This window comes from Curtobacterium sp. MCBD17_028, from assembly GCF_003234875.1.
Taxonomy (GTDB): Bacteria; Actinomycetota; Actinomycetes; order Actinomycetales; family Microbacteriaceae; genus Curtobacterium.
Window position 1 is genome coordinate 148,060 of sequence record NZ_QKTQ01000002.1, and the last position, 16,404, is coordinate 164,463.

18 protein-coding genes are annotated in these 16,404 nt (G+C 70.2%); 7 read left to right on the plus strand and 11 right to left on the minus strand.

The genetic code is table 11. From position 1 onward, the window contains the following. Positions 1-139: 139 nt before the first annotated feature. From DEI86_RS03050 to glgA, 3 genes are all read right to left on the minus strand, one after another. A complete protein-coding gene (locus DEI86_RS03050) occupies positions 140-388 on the minus strand; it encodes a type B 50S ribosomal protein L31 (protein WP_111009085.1) in 249 nt (82 codons plus the stop codon). 143 nt (positions 389-531) lie between these two features. Continuing rightward, positions 532-1,314 (minus strand): ABC transporter ATP-binding protein, encoded by a 783-nt coding sequence (locus DEI86_RS03055; RefSeq protein WP_111009086.1) that lies wholly within the window; start codon positions 1,312-1,314, stop codon positions 532-534. Between the two features lie 74 nt (positions 1,315-1,388). Then, positions 1,389-2,585, minus strand: coding sequence for a glycogen synthase (glgA, locus tag DEI86_RS03060; RefSeq protein ID WP_111048802.1), 1,197 nt, complete (start codon positions 2,583-2,585; stop codon positions 1,389-1,391). A 47-nt stretch (positions 2,586-2,632) separates the two neighbouring features. Here glgA and DEI86_RS03065 point away from each other — a divergent pair, with 47 nt between their 5' ends. Together DEI86_RS03065 and serB are read left to right on the plus strand one after the other, a co-directional pair. Further along, complete coding sequence (locus DEI86_RS03065; protein ID WP_111013290.1) at positions 2,633-3,874, plus strand: glucose-1-phosphate adenylyltransferase; 1,242 nt, start codon at positions 2,633-2,635, stop codon at positions 3,872-3,874. Positions 3,875-3,938: 64 nt separating this feature from the next. Beyond that, positions 3,939-4,589 (plus strand): phosphoserine phosphatase SerB, encoded by a 651-nt coding sequence (serB, locus tag DEI86_RS03070; protein WP_111013289.1) that lies wholly within the window; start codon positions 3,939-3,941, stop codon positions 4,587-4,589. A 37-nt stretch (positions 4,590-4,626) separates the two neighbouring features. Here the strand turns inward: serB and fabG are convergent, their stop codons facing one another. After that, entirely contained in the window at positions 4,627-5,340 is a 714-nt protein-coding gene (fabG, locus tag DEI86_RS03075; protein WP_111013288.1) for a 3-oxoacyl-ACP reductase FabG, read from the minus strand. A gap of 132 nt (positions 5,341-5,472) precedes the next feature. On the opposite strand from fabG, the gene DEI86_RS03080 reads away from it, so the two are divergent. Genes DEI86_RS03080 through DEI86_RS03090 form a run of 3 tightly spaced genes read left to right on the plus strand, consistent with a single transcriptional unit; the run spans position 5,473 to position 7,210 of the window. Beyond that, positions 5,473-5,874 (plus strand): DUF3099 domain-containing protein, encoded by a 402-nt coding sequence (locus DEI86_RS03080; protein ID WP_111035886.1) that lies wholly within the window; start codon positions 5,473-5,475, stop codon positions 5,872-5,874. Beyond that, the gene (locus DEI86_RS03085) at positions 5,874-6,161 is read left to right on the plus strand and encodes a hypothetical protein (RefSeq protein WP_111013286.1); all 288 of its coding nucleotides are present in this window, start codon (positions 5,874-5,876) and stop codon (positions 6,159-6,161) included. The genes DEI86_RS03080 and DEI86_RS03085 overlap by 1 nt, the downstream gene beginning before the upstream one ends. Next, positions 6,158-7,210 (plus strand): SURF1 family protein, encoded by a 1,053-nt coding sequence (locus DEI86_RS03090; protein ID WP_111048803.1) that lies wholly within the window; start codon positions 6,158-6,160, stop codon positions 7,208-7,210. The genes DEI86_RS03085 and DEI86_RS03090 overlap by 4 nt, the downstream gene beginning before the upstream one ends. 39 nt (positions 7,211-7,249) lie before the next feature. On the opposite strand, the gene DEI86_RS03095 is transcribed toward DEI86_RS03090, so the two are convergent. Further along, positions 7,250-8,848 (minus strand): ABC-F family ATP-binding cassette domain-containing protein, encoded by a 1,599-nt coding sequence (locus DEI86_RS03095; RefSeq protein WP_111013284.1) that lies wholly within the window; start codon positions 8,846-8,848, stop codon positions 7,250-7,252. A gap of 188 nt (positions 8,849-9,036) precedes the next feature. Between DEI86_RS03095 and DEI86_RS03100 the strand changes: the two genes are divergently transcribed. Further along, positions 9,037-9,657, plus strand: a complete 621-nt coding sequence (locus DEI86_RS03100) for a biotin transporter BioY (RefSeq protein ID WP_111048804.1) — start codon at positions 9,037-9,039, stop codon at positions 9,655-9,657. Positions 9,658-9,734: 77 nt separating this feature from the next. On the opposite strand, the gene DEI86_RS03105 is transcribed toward DEI86_RS03100, so the two are convergent. Genes DEI86_RS03105 through sufB form a run of 5 tightly spaced genes read right to left on the minus strand, consistent with a single transcriptional unit; the run spans position 9,735 to position 13,844 of the window. Then, positions 9,735-10,064, minus strand: coding sequence for a metal-sulfur cluster assembly factor (locus DEI86_RS03105; RefSeq protein WP_111009105.1), 330 nt, complete (start codon positions 10,062-10,064; stop codon positions 9,735-9,737). Continuing rightward, a complete protein-coding gene (sufC, locus tag DEI86_RS03110; protein ID WP_111009106.1) occupies positions 10,064-10,828 on the minus strand; it encodes a Fe-S cluster assembly ATPase SufC in 765 nt (254 codons plus the stop codon). Before sufC ends, DEI86_RS03105 begins: the two co-directional genes overlap by 1 nt. Positions 10,829-10,845: 17 nt before the next feature. Further along, entirely contained in the window at positions 10,846-11,172 is a 327-nt protein-coding gene (locus DEI86_RS03115) for a non-heme iron oxygenase ferredoxin subunit (RefSeq protein WP_111009107.1), read from the minus strand. After that, the gene (gene sufD, locus DEI86_RS03120; RefSeq protein WP_111025623.1) at positions 11,172-12,425 is read right to left on the minus strand and encodes a Fe-S cluster assembly protein SufD; all 1,254 of its coding nucleotides are present in this window, start codon (positions 12,423-12,425) and stop codon (positions 11,172-11,174) included. Before sufD ends, DEI86_RS03115 begins: the two co-directional genes overlap by 1 nt. Continuing rightward, the gene (gene sufB, locus DEI86_RS03125; RefSeq protein WP_111009109.1) at positions 12,426-13,844 is read right to left on the minus strand and encodes a Fe-S cluster assembly protein SufB; all 1,419 of its coding nucleotides are present in this window, start codon (positions 13,842-13,844) and stop codon (positions 12,426-12,428) included. A gap of 304 nt (positions 13,845-14,148) precedes the next feature. On the opposite strand from sufB, the gene DEI86_RS03130 reads away from it, so the two are divergent. Then, on the plus strand, positions 14,149-15,108 hold the full coding sequence (locus DEI86_RS03130) for a heme A synthase (protein WP_111048805.1): 960 nt from the start codon (positions 14,149-14,151) through the stop codon (positions 15,106-15,108). A 266-nt stretch (positions 15,109-15,374) separates the two neighbouring features. On the opposite strand, the gene DEI86_RS03135 is transcribed toward DEI86_RS03130, so the two are convergent. Next, complete coding sequence (locus tag DEI86_RS03135) at positions 15,375-16,310, minus strand: heme o synthase (RefSeq protein WP_111009111.1); 936 nt, start codon at positions 16,308-16,310, stop codon at positions 15,375-15,377. Positions 16,311-16,404: the final 94 nt, after the last annotated feature.

Below are 16,404 nucleotides of genomic sequence, written 5' to 3' on the forward strand. Positions count from 1 at the left end.
CCTGAACCAGGCGGTCCTCGGCAACGGCTGCCCCGGAGACGCAGCAACGGGCGGCCACCCGGAGGTGGACCGCCCGTTGCTCGCTCGCCGTTCCCGACGAGGTCGCGTCAGCGTTGCCGCCGCGACCGAGGGCTCGGACTTACTTGCCGAAGCCCTTGAAGCGCTGGTTGAACTTCTCGACGCGACCGGCCGAGTCGAGGATGCGCTGCTTGCCCGTGTAGAACGGGTGCGAGGCGCTCGAGATCTCGACGTCGATCACCGGGTAGGTGACACCGTCGAGCTCGATGGTCTTGTCGCTGGTCGCGGTGGAGCGCGTCAGGAACGTCTCACCGGAGGCCAGGTCGCGGAAGACGATGGCGTTGTACTCGGGGTGCGTGTCGGTCTTCATGGTGTTCCTCGTCGTGGATGTGGTGGTTCGGAGTGCGCGAGCGCGCGGAAAACTGTGGCGTACGCCAGCGACCGAGTTTAGCAGACCGTCAGCGCGGACGGGAGGCACCGCTCGTGTCCGGCATCGGCGGCTCGGTCGTCACCTCAGCTGGCGCGGGCGGTGTAGCGACCCGCGTCCGCGGTCACGACGAGGCCGATCCCGAACGCGTCCGAGAGCACCTCGCTCGTCACGACGTCAGCGATCGGTCCGGCGGTGTGCACGCGCCCCTCGGCGAGCACGAGCGCGTGCGTGAAGCCCTTCGGGATCTCCTCCACATGGTGGGTGACGACCACGATGGCAGGAGCTTCGGCGCTCTCGGCATACCCCCCGAGCGTCCGGACCAGACTCTCGCGTGCCCCGAGGTCGAGCGATGCCGCCGGCTCGTCGAGGAACAGGACCTCGGGATCGGTCATGACGGACCGGGCGATCTGGACGCGCTTCTGCTCGCCGTCGCTCAGTTCACCGAAGGTCCGGTCGGCGAAGCCGCCGAGGCCCCACTCGTCGAGGACCCGATGGGCACGTCGGACGTCGATGTCGTCGTACTGCTCGTTCCACCGACCGGTGACCGAGTAGGCGGCCGTGAGCACGACGTCGAGCACCTGCTCGGTGACCGGGATCCGCCGGGCGAGCGCGGTGGACGCGAACCCGATGCGCGGACGGAGTTCGAACAGGTCGGCGCCACCGACCTCCGTGCCGAGGACCTCGACCGTGCCCGAGGTCGGGAACGACTGCGCCCCGGCGACCTGCAGCAGGGTCGTCTTCCCCGCGCCGTTCGCGCCGAGGACGACCCAACGGTCCGCCTCGTCGACCTGCCACGACACCTGGTCGAGGATGCTGACCCCGTTCCGGACGACGGACACGTCTTGCAAGCGCACAACCGAGGGCATGCCCTCAGCCTACGCGGTCGGCCGTTGGGGAGGAGGCGCGGCACACGTCCTGTGGACGGCCGCCGCCGGCGTCCTCAGCGACCGGCGAGGACGGCGTCGTAGACCCGACGGGTCTGGGTCGCGATGGCGGACCAGGTGAACTCGCCCTCGACACGCAGACGCCCGGCCCGACCCATGAGGGCGGCGAGCCCGGGGTCGGCGAGCACCTCGCGCAGCGTCGCGCCGAGGTCCGCCACGAAGCGGTCCGGGTCGACCGGCGTCCCGGACCCGTCCTGCACCTGCTCGATCGGCACGATGCGCCCGGTCAGTCCGTCGGCGACGACCTCGGGGATGCCGCCCGTGGCCGTGCCGACGACCGGCAGCCCGCACGCCATGGCCTCGAGGTTGACGATCCCGAGCGGCTCGTACACCGACGGACACACGAACACACTCGCCGCCGACAGCACCCGGACGATCTCGTCGTGGGAGAGCATCCGATCGATCCACACCACGCCCGAGCGGCGGGTCCGGAGGTCCTCGACCAGGCCCGTCACCTCGGCGAGGATCTCCGGGGTGTCCGGCGCTCCGGCGCAGAGGACCACCTGGACGTCCGTCGGCAGCCCGTCGAGCGCACGGAGGAGGTACGGCAGACCCTTCTGGCGGGTGATTCGACCCACGAAGACGACGGTGGGCCGATCGGGGTCGATCCCGAGCGCGCGGACCGCTTCCGGGTCGACCACGCGCTGCCAGGCGTCGATGTCGATGCCGTTGTACACGACGTGCAACCGGTCCTCGGGGATCGACGGGTAGGAGCGGGCGATGTCGGCGCGCATGCCCTTCGACACCGCGATGACCGCGTCGGCGTTCGTGTACGCCTCGCGCTCGATCCAGCTCGACAGCCGGTACCCGCCGCCCAGCTGCTCGGCCTTCCAGGGGCGGAGCGGCTCGAGGCTGTGTGCCGTCACGACGTGCGGCAGGTCGTAGGTGAGCTGCGCGACACGTCCTGCGGCGTTCGCGTACCAGGTGTGGGAGTGCACGAGGTCCGAGCCCTCGATGTCGGGCACCATCTGCAGGTCGGTGGCGAGCGTCGTCACGGCGCCGTTCGCATGCTCGAACCCCGCGGGGGCCCGGTAGGAGGTCACGCCGTCGGCGTCCCGATCGGCTCCGAACGCGCGGACGCGCACGTCGGTGTCCGTCCCGGATCGGAGCGCCGCCGTCAGTTCCGCGACGTGGACGCCCGCACCCCCGTAGATCTCCGGGGGGAATTCCTTCGTCAGCAGATCGACTCGCACGTCCCCCAACGTAACGAATGGCCCGGTCGCACGCCTACTCTTGGGGCATGCCATCGAAGAAGATCTTCGGCATCGTCCTCGCAGGGGGCGAAGGGAAGCGGCTCATGCCGTTGACCGCCGACCGAGCCAAGCCCGCCGTCCCGTTCGGCGGCAACTTCCGTCTGATCGACTTCGCGTTGAGCAACCTGGTGAACTCCGGACTGCAGCGCATCGTGGTCCTGACCCAGTACAAGTCCCACAGCCTCGACCGCCACGTGTCCCAGACCTGGCGCATGGAGGGGCTGCTGGGCTCGTACGTGGCGTCGGTCCCGGCGCAGCAGCGACTCGGCAAGCGGTGGTTCGCCGGGTCCGCCGACGCGATCCTCCAGAGCCTCAACCTCCTCCGGGACGAACGGCCCGACATCGTCGTCGTGGTCGGTGCGGACCACGTGTACCGGATGGACTTCTCCCAGATGGTCGAGGCGCACATCGCGTCGGGCCGCAGCGCGACCGTCGCCGCGATCCGACAGCCCATCGCGCTCGCCGACCAGTTCGGCGTCATCCAGGTCGACGACGAGGACCCGACGAAGATCGGCGCGTTCCTGGAGAAGCCGAAGGACGCGGTGGGACTCCCCGACTCCCCCGGTGAGGTCCTCGCGTCGATGGGCAACTACGTCTTCGACGCGGACGCGCTCATCGACGCGGTCCTGCGCGACGGTCAGATCGAGTCCTCGAACCACGACATGGGCGGTGACATCGTGCCGGACTTCGTGACCCGGGGCGACGCCGGCGTCTACGACCTCAACCGCAACGACGTCCCGGGTGCCACCGAGCGCGACAAGTACTACTGGCGCGACGTGGGGACGATCGACTCGTTCTTCGAGGCGCACCAGGACCTCATCGCAGCACTCCCGGTCTTCAACCTCTACAACGTCGACTGGCCGATCTTCAACCAGCAGATCAACTCGCCGCCCGCCAAGTTCGTCCGTGACGCCAAGGGCGTCAGCGGTACGGCGGTCGACTCGATCGTCTCGCTCGGGTGCCTGCTGTCCGGGGCACAGGTGGAGCGCAGCGTGATCGGGCCGTGGTGCACCATCGAGTCCGGCGCCCAGGTCGTCGACTCCGTGGTGTTCGATCGGGCGATGGTCGGCCCGGACGCGGTCGTGCGCCGCGCGATCCTCGACAAGGACGTCGTGATCGAGGCCGGCGCTCAGGTCGGGGTGGATCGCGGCGCGGATCTCGCCCGCGGGTTCACGGTCACGGACTCCGGAATCACCGTGGTCGGCAAGGGGGTGCGGGTCGAGGCCTGAGGCCGCGAGGCCCGGTCCGCGTCATCCGCCGTCTCGCGCCCGCGACCGCCACTAGCCTTGGCGCGTGCCGCGTTTCCTCGTCGTCCTCGATGCCGATTCCACACTGCTCGAGGACGAGGTGATCGAGCTGCTCGCCGACGCCGCAGGAGCGCGTGATCGCGTCGCCGCCGTCACCGAGCGGGCGATGCGCGGTGAGATCGACTTCGCCGACAGCCTCCGCGACCGCGTCGCGACACTCGCGGGGTTGCCCGTGAGCGTTCTGGAGGACGTCCGTCGCGCCGTCCGGGTCACGACCGGCGCCGTCGAACTGGTCGAGGGCGTCCACGCCGCCGGCGGCAGCGTCGGCGTCGTGTCCGGCGGCTTCCACGAGGTGCTGGGCCCGATCGCGGCGGCACTCGGGCTCGACCACTGTCGCGCCAACCGACTCGAGGCGTCCGGCGGCGTGCTCACCGGCCGGGTCCTCGGGGACGTGGTCGACGCGGCCGCGAAGGCCGACGCGCTCCGGGCCTGGGCGGCCGCGGACGGCGTGGACGCGCGGCGGCACACCGTGGCGGTCGGCGACGGCGCCAACGACCTGTCCATGATGCGCGAGGCCGCGCTCGCCGTCGCCTTCGTCGCGCGGCCGGGCGTCCGCGACGCCGCGGACGTCGTCGTCGACCGGCGGGACCTCACACCCGTCCTGGCGTGCCTCGGGGTGCCCGTCCGGGCCTCCTGACCGACCGGTACCGGCAGGAGCCGCGTCCGGGATGGGCTCAGTCGCCCATCCCGACGCCGCCGTCCACCGGGATGACCGCCCCGGAGATGTACCCCGCGTCGTCGCCGGCGAGGAACAGGGTGGTCGCGGCGATGTCGTGCACGCTCCCGTACCGACCGGCGGGGATCTGCTTCTTGTACTGCGCCTGGACGTCCTCGGGCAGCGCCGCGGTCATCTCGGTCTCGATGAACCCGGGCGCGATGACGTTCGCCGTGAGGCCGCGGCCCCCGAGCTCACGCGTGAGCGACCGCGCGAACCCGATGAGCCCGGACTTCGACGACGCGTAGTTGACCTGTCCGGCGGAACCGAGCGTCCCGACGACGCTGGAGATCAGGATCACCCGGCCGAACCGGGCACGCAGCATGTTCTTGGAGGCGCGCTTCACGACGCGGAACGCTCCGGTCAGGTTCGTGTCCACGACCGAGGTGAAGTCCTCTTCGCTCATCCGGAGCAGCAGGGTGTCGTGCGTGATGCCGGCGTTCGACACGAGCACCTCGACCGGTCCGAGCGCTGCCTCGACGGCAGTGAACGCGGCGTCGACGCTCGCGGCGTCCGTGACGTCCGCGGCGACGGTGAGTGCGCCTTCGGGGCCGCCGTCGCCGCTGCGCGACGTCACCGCGACCCGGTGCCCGGCGGCGACGAACTCCTGGGCGATGGCGTGGCCGATCCCGCGGTTCCCCCCGGTGACGAGGACGGTACGGGGCGTGGTCATGAGTGCTCCTGGTGCTGAACGGGGGCGGTACGGGGCGCCCGTCGGATCACCGCGGTGCGCCGAACGGACCATGCGAGCCTACCGTCGGTGGTGAGGCTTAGGCTTGAGCCGGGGAAGCGGAGAGACCATCGCATGAAGACGAACAGCATCACCTCGCTGCCGGCATCGCCCGCCGATGACCGGCGCGGTCGCCTCAGGCGGTACGTGTTCACGATGTCCGTGCGCGTGGTGTGCTTCGTCGTGGCGGTCTGCCTCCACGACGTCTGGAGCATCCTCCCGCTCGTGCTCGCCGGCGTCATCCCGTGGGTGGCCGTGGTCGTCGCCAACGCGGGGAACCGCCGCGCCGACGACCTCGTCCGACCGGGCGGCGAACTCGTCCGCGTGCTGCCCGACGACGACCGCGAACGCATCGAGCAGGAGCGCGAGGAACGCTACCGCGAAGACCAGCGCGCCCGAGCCGCGTGGGCACACGCCGAGCAGGAGCGTGCGGAGCGCGAACGGGCCGCGGCGAGCGGCGGACGGAGCCGGCGCTGATGGCGACCTTCGACCTCCACACCGATCCAGGAGCGCCGGTGTGCTCGCGGGCCGGATGCTCGAACAGGGCGTCCTGGCGGGTCAACTGGCGCAACCCGAGGATCCATGCGGTCGACCGCGTCAAGATCTGGGCGGCGTGTGACGACCACTGTGCCTTCCTCGCGGACTACCTGCGGTCCCGGGCCTTCCCGGTGACCGTGACCGGCATCGACGAGGACGTCGAGCGGCTTGAGGACGTCGCGGACTCCCTGACCTCCGGAGGTGCCGAGGGCGGCTCCCTCGGATGACGCTGCACGACCCCCGGACGGACCACGACCGCACCGACGACGAGCCGACGGCCGGCCTCCGGGACTTCGACCCGACGGCCCGCTACGGGCGCCGGGGTGCGGAGCGCCTCCGCCGGGCCGAACGCGAGGCCCACGCGGCCCGGCTCGGCACCGCCGACGAGCACGAGACCGACCGGGACCCGGACGAACCCTTCGTCGGTTGGGGCTTCGTGATCGGCCGCCGTTGGGTCGGGTACTTCGCGATCGCGGTCGGCTTCGCGATCCTCTGCGCGTTCTTCGGCATGTGGCAGTGGGACCGCCGCAACGAGGCGGTCCGCGAGAACGACCAGATCGCCGAGAACTACGACCACACCCCCGTGCCCGTCGACCGCGCACTCCCGACACGGTCCGCGTTCGACGACGACCAGACGTGGCTCCAGGTCCGCGTGACCGGGCACTACGACGTGGCGGAGCAGCTCCTCGTGCGCAACCGCGTCCACAACGGTCAGCCCGGGTTCGAGGTCCTGACGCCGCTGGTGACGTCGTCGGGGCGCGCGTTCATCGTCGACCGCGGATGGGTCCCGACGGGCAACGACCACGACTACCCCGACTCCGTGCCCACACCGCCGAGGGGCACCGTCGACGTCGTGGTGCGCCTCCAGCAGACCGAGCCGCACATCCCCGGTCGGACCGACCCGGCCCACACCGACGAGATCCAGTCGGTCACCCTGTCGGACGTCGCGGGCCGCGTCGCCCAGCCGATCTGGACCGGCGCGTACGGTCAGCTCAAGAGCGAGGATCCGGCGCCCGCACAGGCCCGGCCCCTTGGTTGGGATCGCCCGTCGGCCGACACCGGCCTCCACCTGTCGTACTTCATCCAGTGGTTCATGTTCGCCGCCGGCGGCTTCGGGTTCCTCGCCTACCTGATGGTCCAGGAGTACCGGAACCTCAACCAGGACGACCCGGAGGAACGCGAGCGCGCGCTCGAACGCAAGCGGCGGCGTGAAGCCCGTCCGAAGACGGACGCGGAGATCGAGGACGGCCTCCTCGACGACGTCCGGGTCGGCTGAGCCGGACAGCCCCCGGACGACGAGCGTCGGCGGCCCCGGTCAGGCGAGTTCGATGAGCTCCGCGTAGTCCTTGTTCCAATGGTCCTCGACGCCGTCGGGCAGCAACAGCACCCGCTCCGGACTGAGGGCCTCGACCGCACCCGCGTCGTGGCTCACGAGCACGACGGCGCCCTCGTACCCCGCCAGTGCGCCGAGGATCTCCTCGCGCGATGCCGGGTCCAGGTTGTTCGTCGGCTCGTCGAGCAGGAGCACGTTCGCCCCGGACACGACGATCATCGCCAGCGACAGACGGGTCTTCTCGCCGCCCGAGAGCACGCCCGCCGGCTTGTAGCCGTCGTCCCCGGTGAACAGGAACGAACCGAGCACGCGTCGGGCCTCGGTCTCGGTGAGCGCCGGGGACGCCGAGACCATGTTCTCGATCACGGTCCGGTTGACGTCGATGTTCTCGTGCTCCTGAGCGTAGTAGCCGATGCGGAGGCCGTGGCCTGGCTGGACCTCGCCCGTGTCCGGGCGGTCGGCGCCCGCGAGGATGCGGAGCAGGGTGGTCTTGCCGGCACCGTTGAGGCCGAGGATGACGACCCGCGATCCCCGGTCGATCGCGAGGTCGACCCCGGCGAAGATCTCGAGCGACCCGTACGACTTCGAGAGGCCTTCGGCCATCAGCGGCGTGCGCCCGCAGGCGACCGGCGTGGGGAACCGCAGCTTCGCCACGCGGTCCTGCTCGCGGACGTCCTCGAGCCCGGCCAGGAGCTTCTCGGCGCGCGCCACCATCTGATGGGCGGCCGCCGCCTTCGTCGCCTTGGCGCCGAACCGGGCGGCCTGCTTCTGCAGCTCCCCCGCTTTCTTCTCGGCGTTGGCGCGTTCCTTGCGGCGCCGTTCCTCGTCCGCGACGCGCTGGCGCTGGTAGTGCTTCCAGCCCATGTTGTAGATGTCGATGACCTGGCGGTTCGCGTCGAGGTAGAAGACGCGGTTCACGACCTCGTCCACCAGTTCGACGTCGTGCGAGATGACGATCACACCGCCCGCGTACGTCTTGAGGTACTCCCGCAGCCAGACGACCGAGTCCGCGTCGAGGTGGTTCGTCGGCTCGTCGAGGATCATCGTGTCGGCCTCGGAGAACAGGATCCGCGCCAGTTCGATGCGCCGCCGCTGCCCGCCGGACAGCGTCTTCAGCTGCTGGTCGAGGATCCGGTCCGGCAGCGCCAGGTTCGACGCGATCGACGCCGCCTCCGCTTCGGCCGCGTACCCACCGAGCGCGGTGAAGCGGTCGTCGAGTCGCGCGTACTTGGCCATCGCCTTCTCGGCGACGGCCGGGTCGCTGCTCCCCATGTCGAGCGAGGCGGCGCGCAGTCCCTCGACGATCTCCCCGAGTCCACGGGCGTCGAGGATCCGCTTGCGCGCCGTGTCCTCGGGGTTGCCGGACCGCGGGTCCTGCGGCAGGTACCCGATCTCGCCGGAGCGGGTGATCTCGCCGCCGGTCGGCATGGTCTCGCCCGCCAGCGCCTTCGTCATCGTGGTCTTGCCGGCACCGTTCCGCCCGACCAACCCGATCTTGTCGCCCTTGTCGACGCGGAAGGTCACGCCCTCCATCAGGAGGCGCGCTCCGACGCGGATCTCGAGATCGTGCACGGCAAGCACAGCGGACGTCCAATCAGTTGGTGGGGTGGTCACAACGGTGTGCAGGCGGGGGTGGCCCGTAGGATCGAGGGGAACCCGGCTCCGGCGCCGCGCTCCCGACACAGGAGCGGACCAAGGACGAGAACGCCCGGAGGCCATGGCGGATTCCGAGCGGCGCCCGCGACCACCGACCCATTCTAGGAGACTCCATGACGAACGCCGTTCCCGGCCGCGTCCACGCGGGCGCCAGCCGACCCGTGCTCGCGGACCGTATCCGCTCCCGCGGCCTCGCGACCGACGCGGCGCTCGTCGCGGGCGGCGCGCTGTTCACCGCGGCCATGGCGCAGGTCGAGGTACCGATGTGGCCGGTGCCCATCACCGGGCAGACGCTCGCCGTGGTGCTCGTCGGTGCGACCCTCGGCGCCCGCCGCGGTGCGATCTCGATGCTGCTCTACATGGTGGCCGGGCTCGCCGGAGCGCCGTTCTTCGCCGACATGACCGGTGGCCTGCACGCGCTCGCGGTGCCGAGCTTCGGGTACGTCATCGGCTTCGTCCCCAGCGCTGCCGCGATCGGGTGGCTCGCGCGCCGGAACTGGGACCGTCGCTTCGTCCGCGGCGTGATCGCCTTCACGCTCGCGAGCGCCATCCCCTTCGTGACCGGTCTGCCGTACCTGGCGGTGGTCCTCGGCCAGCTGGGTGCGCCGCACGACCTCGCTACCGTGTTCCGCCTCGGACTCGCCCCGTTCGTCGTCGGTGGCATCGCCAAGGCGGTCATCGCCGCCGGCGTCCTCCCACTGGCGTGGCGCGCCATCGGCCGCCGCTCCCGCTGATCGGCCCGACACGGACGGACGGGAGGCCCGGTACCAGCTGGTACCGGGCCTCCCGTCCGTTCGTATGTCGGCTGGCGTCAGATGGCGAAGCCGAGCGCACGCATCATCTCGCGACCGTCGTCGGTGATGCGCTCCGGCCCCCACGGCGGCATCCAGACCCAGTTGATGCGGAAGGCGTCGACGATGCCGTCGAGCGCGTTCGCGGTGTCGTTCTCGATGACGTCGGTGAGCGGGCACCCGGCGCTCGTGAGCGTCATGCTGATGATGAGGGCGTTCGCGTCGTCGTCCCACGCGAGGTCGTAGACCAGACCGAGGTCGACGACGTTGACGCCGAGCTCCGGGTCCGAGACCTCCTTGAGCGCCTCGGCGACCTCGTCGAACTTCTGTGGTGACAGTGTGGTGATCATCAGGCCCTCGCGGCGGCGGCGACGTAGCGGTCGTAGCCCTCGTTCTCGAGGCGCTCAGCGAGCTCCGGCCCGCCCTGTTCCGCCACCCTGCCCGCGACGAACACGTGCACGAAGTCGGGCTTGATGTACCGGAGGATGCGCGTGTAGTGCGTGATGAGCAGGACGCCCATGTCGGTCGCGGCCTTCGCGCGGTTGACGCCCTCCGAGACGATCTTCAGCGCGTCGACGTCGAGGCCGGAGTCCGTCTCGTCGAGCACGGCGAACTTCGGCTTGAGGAGCTCGAGCTGCATGATCTCGTGGCGCTTCTTCTCGCCGCCCGAGAAGCCCTCGTTCACGTTGCGCTCGGCGAAGGCGCTGTCCATCTTGAGGTCCGCCATGGAGCGACGGAGGTCGGACACCCAGCCGCGGAGCGCCGGAGCCTCACCGTCGATCGCCGTCTTCGCGGTGCGCAGGAAGTTCGACACCGTGACACCGGGGATCTCGACGGGGTACTGCATGGCGAGGAACAGCCCGGCGCGAGCACGCTCGTCCACGCTCATCTCGAGGACCTCCTGCCCGTCGAGGAGGATCGAGCCTCCGTCGACGTTGTAGCGGGGGTGGCCGGCGATCGTGTAGGCGAGCGTCGACTTGCCGGATCCGTTCGGACCCATGATCGCGTGGATCTCGCCCTCGTTGATGGTGAGGTCGACGCCCTTGAGGATCTCCTTCTTGCCCTGATCGGTGTCGATCGAGACCTGGAGACCGCGGATTTCGAGAGTGGACATGCGTGTTCCTTCGGTGGTCAGTTGTCGGCGCGGACGTCGGACGTGTCGACGTACACGTCGCCGTCGATGATCGAGACCCGGTAGACGGGCACCGGTTCGTACGCCGGGAAGTTGAGGGGCTTGCCGCTGGTGAGCTCGAACTTCGAGCCATGGGCCCAGCACTCGAGCGCGCCGTCCTCGACGAAGCCCTCGGACAGCGAGATGTCGCCGTGCGTGCAGGTGTCACCGATGGCGTGCACGGTGCCCGCCGAGTCCTTGACGACGGCGACGGGAGCGCCGTCGACGACGACTCGCATCGGGCTGTCGACCGCGATCTCCGACTCGGAGCAGACCTTCGTGGCCATCAGGCGAGGTCCCCGTGCTCCGTGCGGCCGCCGGCGAGCTCCTGCTCGATGGCGCGGACGAGGCGTTCCTCGAGGTCGGGGTCCCCGATCTTCTGCACGACGTCGACGAGGAACCCGAGCACGACGAGGCGGCGGGCCTCGTCCTCGGTGATCCCGCGGGACTGCAGGTAGAACAGGTGCTCGTCGTCGAAGCGTCCCGTGGCGCTCGCGTGCCCGGCGCCCTGGATGTCGCCGGTCTCGATCTCGAGGTTCGGGATGCTGTCGGCCCGCGTGCCCTCGGAGAGCACGAGGTTGCGGTTCTGCTCGTAGCTGTCGGTGCCCGCGGCGGGACGCCCGATGAGCACGTCGCCGATCCAGACGGTGTGCGCGCCCTCGCCCTGCAACGCGCCCTTGTAGTTGACGCGGCTCCGGGTGTTCGGGGCGTCGTGGTTCACGTACACCTGCTGCTCGATGTACTGCCCGGCGTCGGCGAAGTAGACGCCGTACATCTCGGTGTCGCCGCCCTGCGCACCGAGGCGCGTCGACGGGTTGATCCGGACCACGTCCCCGCCGAGCGAGACGACCACGTGCTTGAGGAAGGCGTCGCGCCCGACCTGGGCGAAGTGGGTCCCGACGTGGACGGCGTCGTCGTCCCAGTCCTGCACGGCGACGACGGTGAGCCGCGCGCCGTCCTCGACCACGATCTCGACGTTCTCGCTGAGGAGCGCCGATCCCGTGCTGTTCACGATGACGATGCCCGTGCTGTTCGCCTCGGCGGTGATCACCGTGTGGGCCGCGCGGGGCTCCGGGCCCATCGCCGACCGCGTGATCGTGACGTGCCCCGGCTCGTCGCCGCGCACCGTGATCGCGAGCACCGCGTCGCGTGCACTCCACGCCGCCGCGGACGCCCGGTCCTCCGGGAGACCCGCGCTGCCGACCCGCTCGTCGTCGCTCCGGACCCAGTCGATGTGTGTCCCGCCCGACTCGCGGGCGAGGAAGGGGTACGCCGCACCGTCGAGATCACCGTCGAGGAGGGGCCGGATCTTCGCGAGGGGTGCGAACTTCCAGTTGACCTCGCGACCGGTGACCGCCGGGAACGCGTCGACGTCTGCCGACGCGAACCGCTCGGACCGCGTCTGCACCGGGACGCGCGTGTCCCACCCGCCGTCGGAGTGGGCTCGCGCTCCGTGTTGTTCGGTCCCGCCCGCAGGCTCGACCGGCTGGTCGATGCGCGGCTGCACGTCGGTCTGGGGCTGGGGGCTGGTGGCGGACATCTAGCCGACGGATCCTTCCATGCTCATCTCGATGAGCTTGTTGAGTTCGAGCGCGTACTCCATCGGGAGCTCCCGGGCGATCGGTTCGATGAAGCCACGGACGATCATCGCCATCGCCTCGTCCTCGGGCAGGCCCCGCGACATGAGGTAGAACAGCTGCTCCTCGCTGACGCGCGACACCGTGGCCTCGTGACCGAGCTGGACGTCGTCCACCCGGATGTCGATCGCCGGGTACGTGTCCGACCGCGACACCGTGTCCACGAGCAGCGCGTCGCAGCGGACCGTGTTGGCGGCGTGATGGGCGTCCGGATCGACCCGGACCTCACCGCGGTAGCCCGCGCGGCCCCCACCGCGGGCGATCGATTTCGAGACGATCGACGACGTGGTGTACGGCGCCATGTGGATCATCTTCGCGCCGGCGTCCTGGTGCTGACCCGGACCCGCAAACGCGACCGAGAGGGTCTCGCCCTTGGCGTGTTCACCGGCCAGGTAGATCGACGGGTACTTCATCGTGACCTTCGAGCCGATGTTCCCGTCGATCCACTCCATCGTCGCGCCCTCGTGGGCGATCGCACGCTTCGTGACGAGGTTGTAGACGTTGCTCGACCAGTTCTGGATCGTCGTGTAGCGCACGCGCGCGTTCTTCTTGACGATGATCTCGACGACCGCTGAGTGCAACGAGTCCGACTTGTAGATCGGGGCCGTGCAGCCCTCAATGTAGTGCACGTACGAGTCCTCGTCCGCGATGATCAGGGTCCGCTCGAACTGGCCCATGTTCTCGGTGTTGATCCGGAAGTAGGCCTGCAGCGGGATCTCGACGTGGACGCCCTTCGGGACGTAGACGAACGAACCGCCCGACCAGACAGCGGTGTTCAGCGCCGCGAACTTGTTGTCGCCGGCCGGGATCACGGTGCCGAAGTACTCCTCGAAGAACTCGGGGTGTTCGCGGAGCGCCGTGTCCGTGTCCATGAAGATCACGCCCTGGGCCTCGAGGTCCTCGCGGATCTGGTGGTAGACGACCTCGGACTCGTACTGAGCCGCGACGCCCGCCACGAGACGCTGCCGCTCGGCCTCGGGGATGCCCAGGCGCTCGTACGTGTTGCGGATGTCCTCGGGGAGGTCCTCCCACGACTGCGCCTGCTTCTCGGTCGAGCGCACGAAGTACTTGATGTTGTCGAAGTCGATCCCGGTGAGGTCCGCGCCCCACGTCGGCATCGGCTTGCGGCCGAAGAGCTGCAGGCCCTTGAGCCGGTTCTTGAGCATCCACTCGGGCTCGGACTTGAGCCGGGAGATGTCGGTGACCACCTCTTCGGAGAGACCACGGCGGGCGGAGGCGCCAGCGGCGTCGGGGTCGGCCCAGCCGAACTCGTACTGGCCGAGCCCTTCGAGCTCGGGACGGTCGATGAGCACGTCGGACATGGTCTCCCTCTATCTCTCTTCGGGCCGTTCGGTCCGTTGGACGACAACGCCTGGGTCTCCGGCACCATTCCTCGGACGCCGTCCGCGGTACCGGCCGTCTGACGATGGTCGCACCGGCTCCGGCCATCAGCGACGATGTGCGGCGGTTTCGAAGCCCGGAGTCAACTTCCAGCGCTCCGCTGAATACACTTGACTGCTCCGTCCCCGTCCGCTCGGCCCCTGCGGGCCGACCCGCGGGGCCGTCGTGCCGAACCCGCTGAGTCTACAGGTTCGACCCCCGGAACAACAGGAAGGCACCCACTCCGTGACACGCGTCGGGACCCCGATCGACCGATCCACGCCGACCCGGTGGTGGGGGCTCCCCCGCACGGTCGACGCACGGGTCGTCGTCCTGGCCTGGGCGTCGTTCGTGATCGAGGTCGTGCTCATCGGCACGGGCGGGCTCGTCCGCCTCACCGCGTCCGGACTCGGCTGCCCGACGTGGCCCGAGTGCACGAGCGGCTCCTTCGTCACGACACCCGAGATGGGCCTCCACGGGGTCATCGAGTTCGGCAACCGGCTCCTGACGTTCGTGCTCGTCGTGATCGCGATCGCCATGTTCCTCGCAGTCGTGCGACTCCGACGCACGCGGCCCGAGCTCTTCTGGCTCGCGTTCGCCCAGGGCGCGAGCATTCCCCTCCAGGCCGTGGTCGGCGGCATCAGCGTGCTGACGAACCTCAACCCGTACGTCGTCGGTCTGCACTTCGTCATCTCGACCGCGCTCGTGTCCATCACGGCCCGCCTCGTCTACCGCTCCCTCAACGGTCCGCGGCGCCCCGGCCCACTCGTCCCCCGCTGGTACCGGACGGTCGTGGAGGCCCTCATGGGCGCCGTCGCGGTGACGGTCCTGCTCGGGATCCTCACGACGGGATCGGGGCCGCACGCCGGCGCGGGCGAGTCGGTGCAGGGCGGCAAGCTCGTCCGGACGGGCTTCGACCCGGCGGTCATCGAGGACCTCCACGCGGTCCCCGCCTTCGCGGTCTTCGCGTTGACGCTGGTCCTGCTCGTCGCCGCGGTGCGACTCCGCATCTCGAGCCGCTGGGTGCTGCTCCTGCTCGTCGTCGAGTTCGTGCAGATCGCCGTCGGCATCACGCAGGCCCGCAGCGCGCTCCCCGTCGGTCTCGTCGGGACCCACATGGTCCTGGCCGGGTTGCTCGTCGGTGCCACCACCGCGGTGTCGCTGTCCTCGCACCCGAGCGCTGGCCGGGACGCCGTCCGGTCCTGAGCGCGGGCACCGGCTGCGCTGCGCCCCGGCCCGGAGGCCCGCTGGCAGCTGAGCGGTGCCAGCGGACGACCCGCCTCCCGGCCGCCACGCCGGACTGGAGGCGCACTGCCAGCCGGTCCCGCGCCTCCCGTCGGCTGCGCCACGCGCGGCGGGACGGGGGCTGCCAGCCGGTGGCGGTCCTCCCGGATGCACCGGCGGCGTCGGGCGCGACCGCGCCCCGCGTCGCCCGGACCGCTACCGCGTCAGGGCGTTCTGCATCCGGACCGCTACCGCGTCAGGGCGTTCTGCAGGAGCGGATCGATGCCCACCGCCAGGAACAGGAGCGTCAGGTAGATGATCGAACTCCGGAACACGCGCATCGGGTGCACCTGCTCGACGTGCTGGATCGCCCGGCCGTACAGCTGGTGGGACTCGACGACGAACCACGCGCCGGCCGCGAGGGCGACGACCGTGTACAGGACGCCCATGTGCGCCACGGGCACGAGCATCACCGAACAGACGACGGTCGCCCAGGCGTAGAGCACGACCTGCAGCCCGACGACCGTGCGCCCGCGGACGACCGCGAGCATCGGCACGCGCGCCGCGGCGTAGTCGTCGCGGTACTTCATCGAGAGCGGCCAGTAGTGCGGCGGCGTCCAGAGGAAGATGACGCCGAACAGGATGACCGGTGCCCAGCTGAGCGAGTCCGTCACCGCTGCCCAGCCGATGAGCACCGGCATGCAGCCCGCGACGCCGCCCCAGACGATGTTCTGCGGCGTCCGACGCTTGAGCCAGAGCGTGTAGAACACGACGTACAGCAGGATCGCCCCGACGCTGAGCGCCGCCGCGAGCCAATTCACCAGGAGCCCGAGCTCGAGCGTCGACGCGATCGAGAGCGCCCACGAGAAGACGAGGGCCTCGCGGTCCGAGACCGCACCGGTGACGAGCGGACGGTCGCTCGTGCGCTTCATGACCCTGTCGATGTCGCGGTCGATGTAGCAGTTGAACGCCGAGGCGCCGCCGGCGGACATCGCGCCCCCGATGAGCGTCCACAGGACCAGCCAGAGGTCCGGCACACCGCGAGCCGCCAGGAACATCGTCGGCGCGGTGGTGACGAGCAACAGCTCCATCACGCGCGGCTTGGTCAGGGCGACGTAGGCGCGCAGTTTGCGGACGAGTGTCGGTTGGACGATCTCGGGCCGGGTCACGACGGCTGTCGGCATGGAACCTCTGTCTCGGGGAGTGGGCACCCGCGTCGGAGACCGGGCCGCCTCCCACTTTACGTGATGGTCCCCGCGGGCACGCTCGCGATGGTCC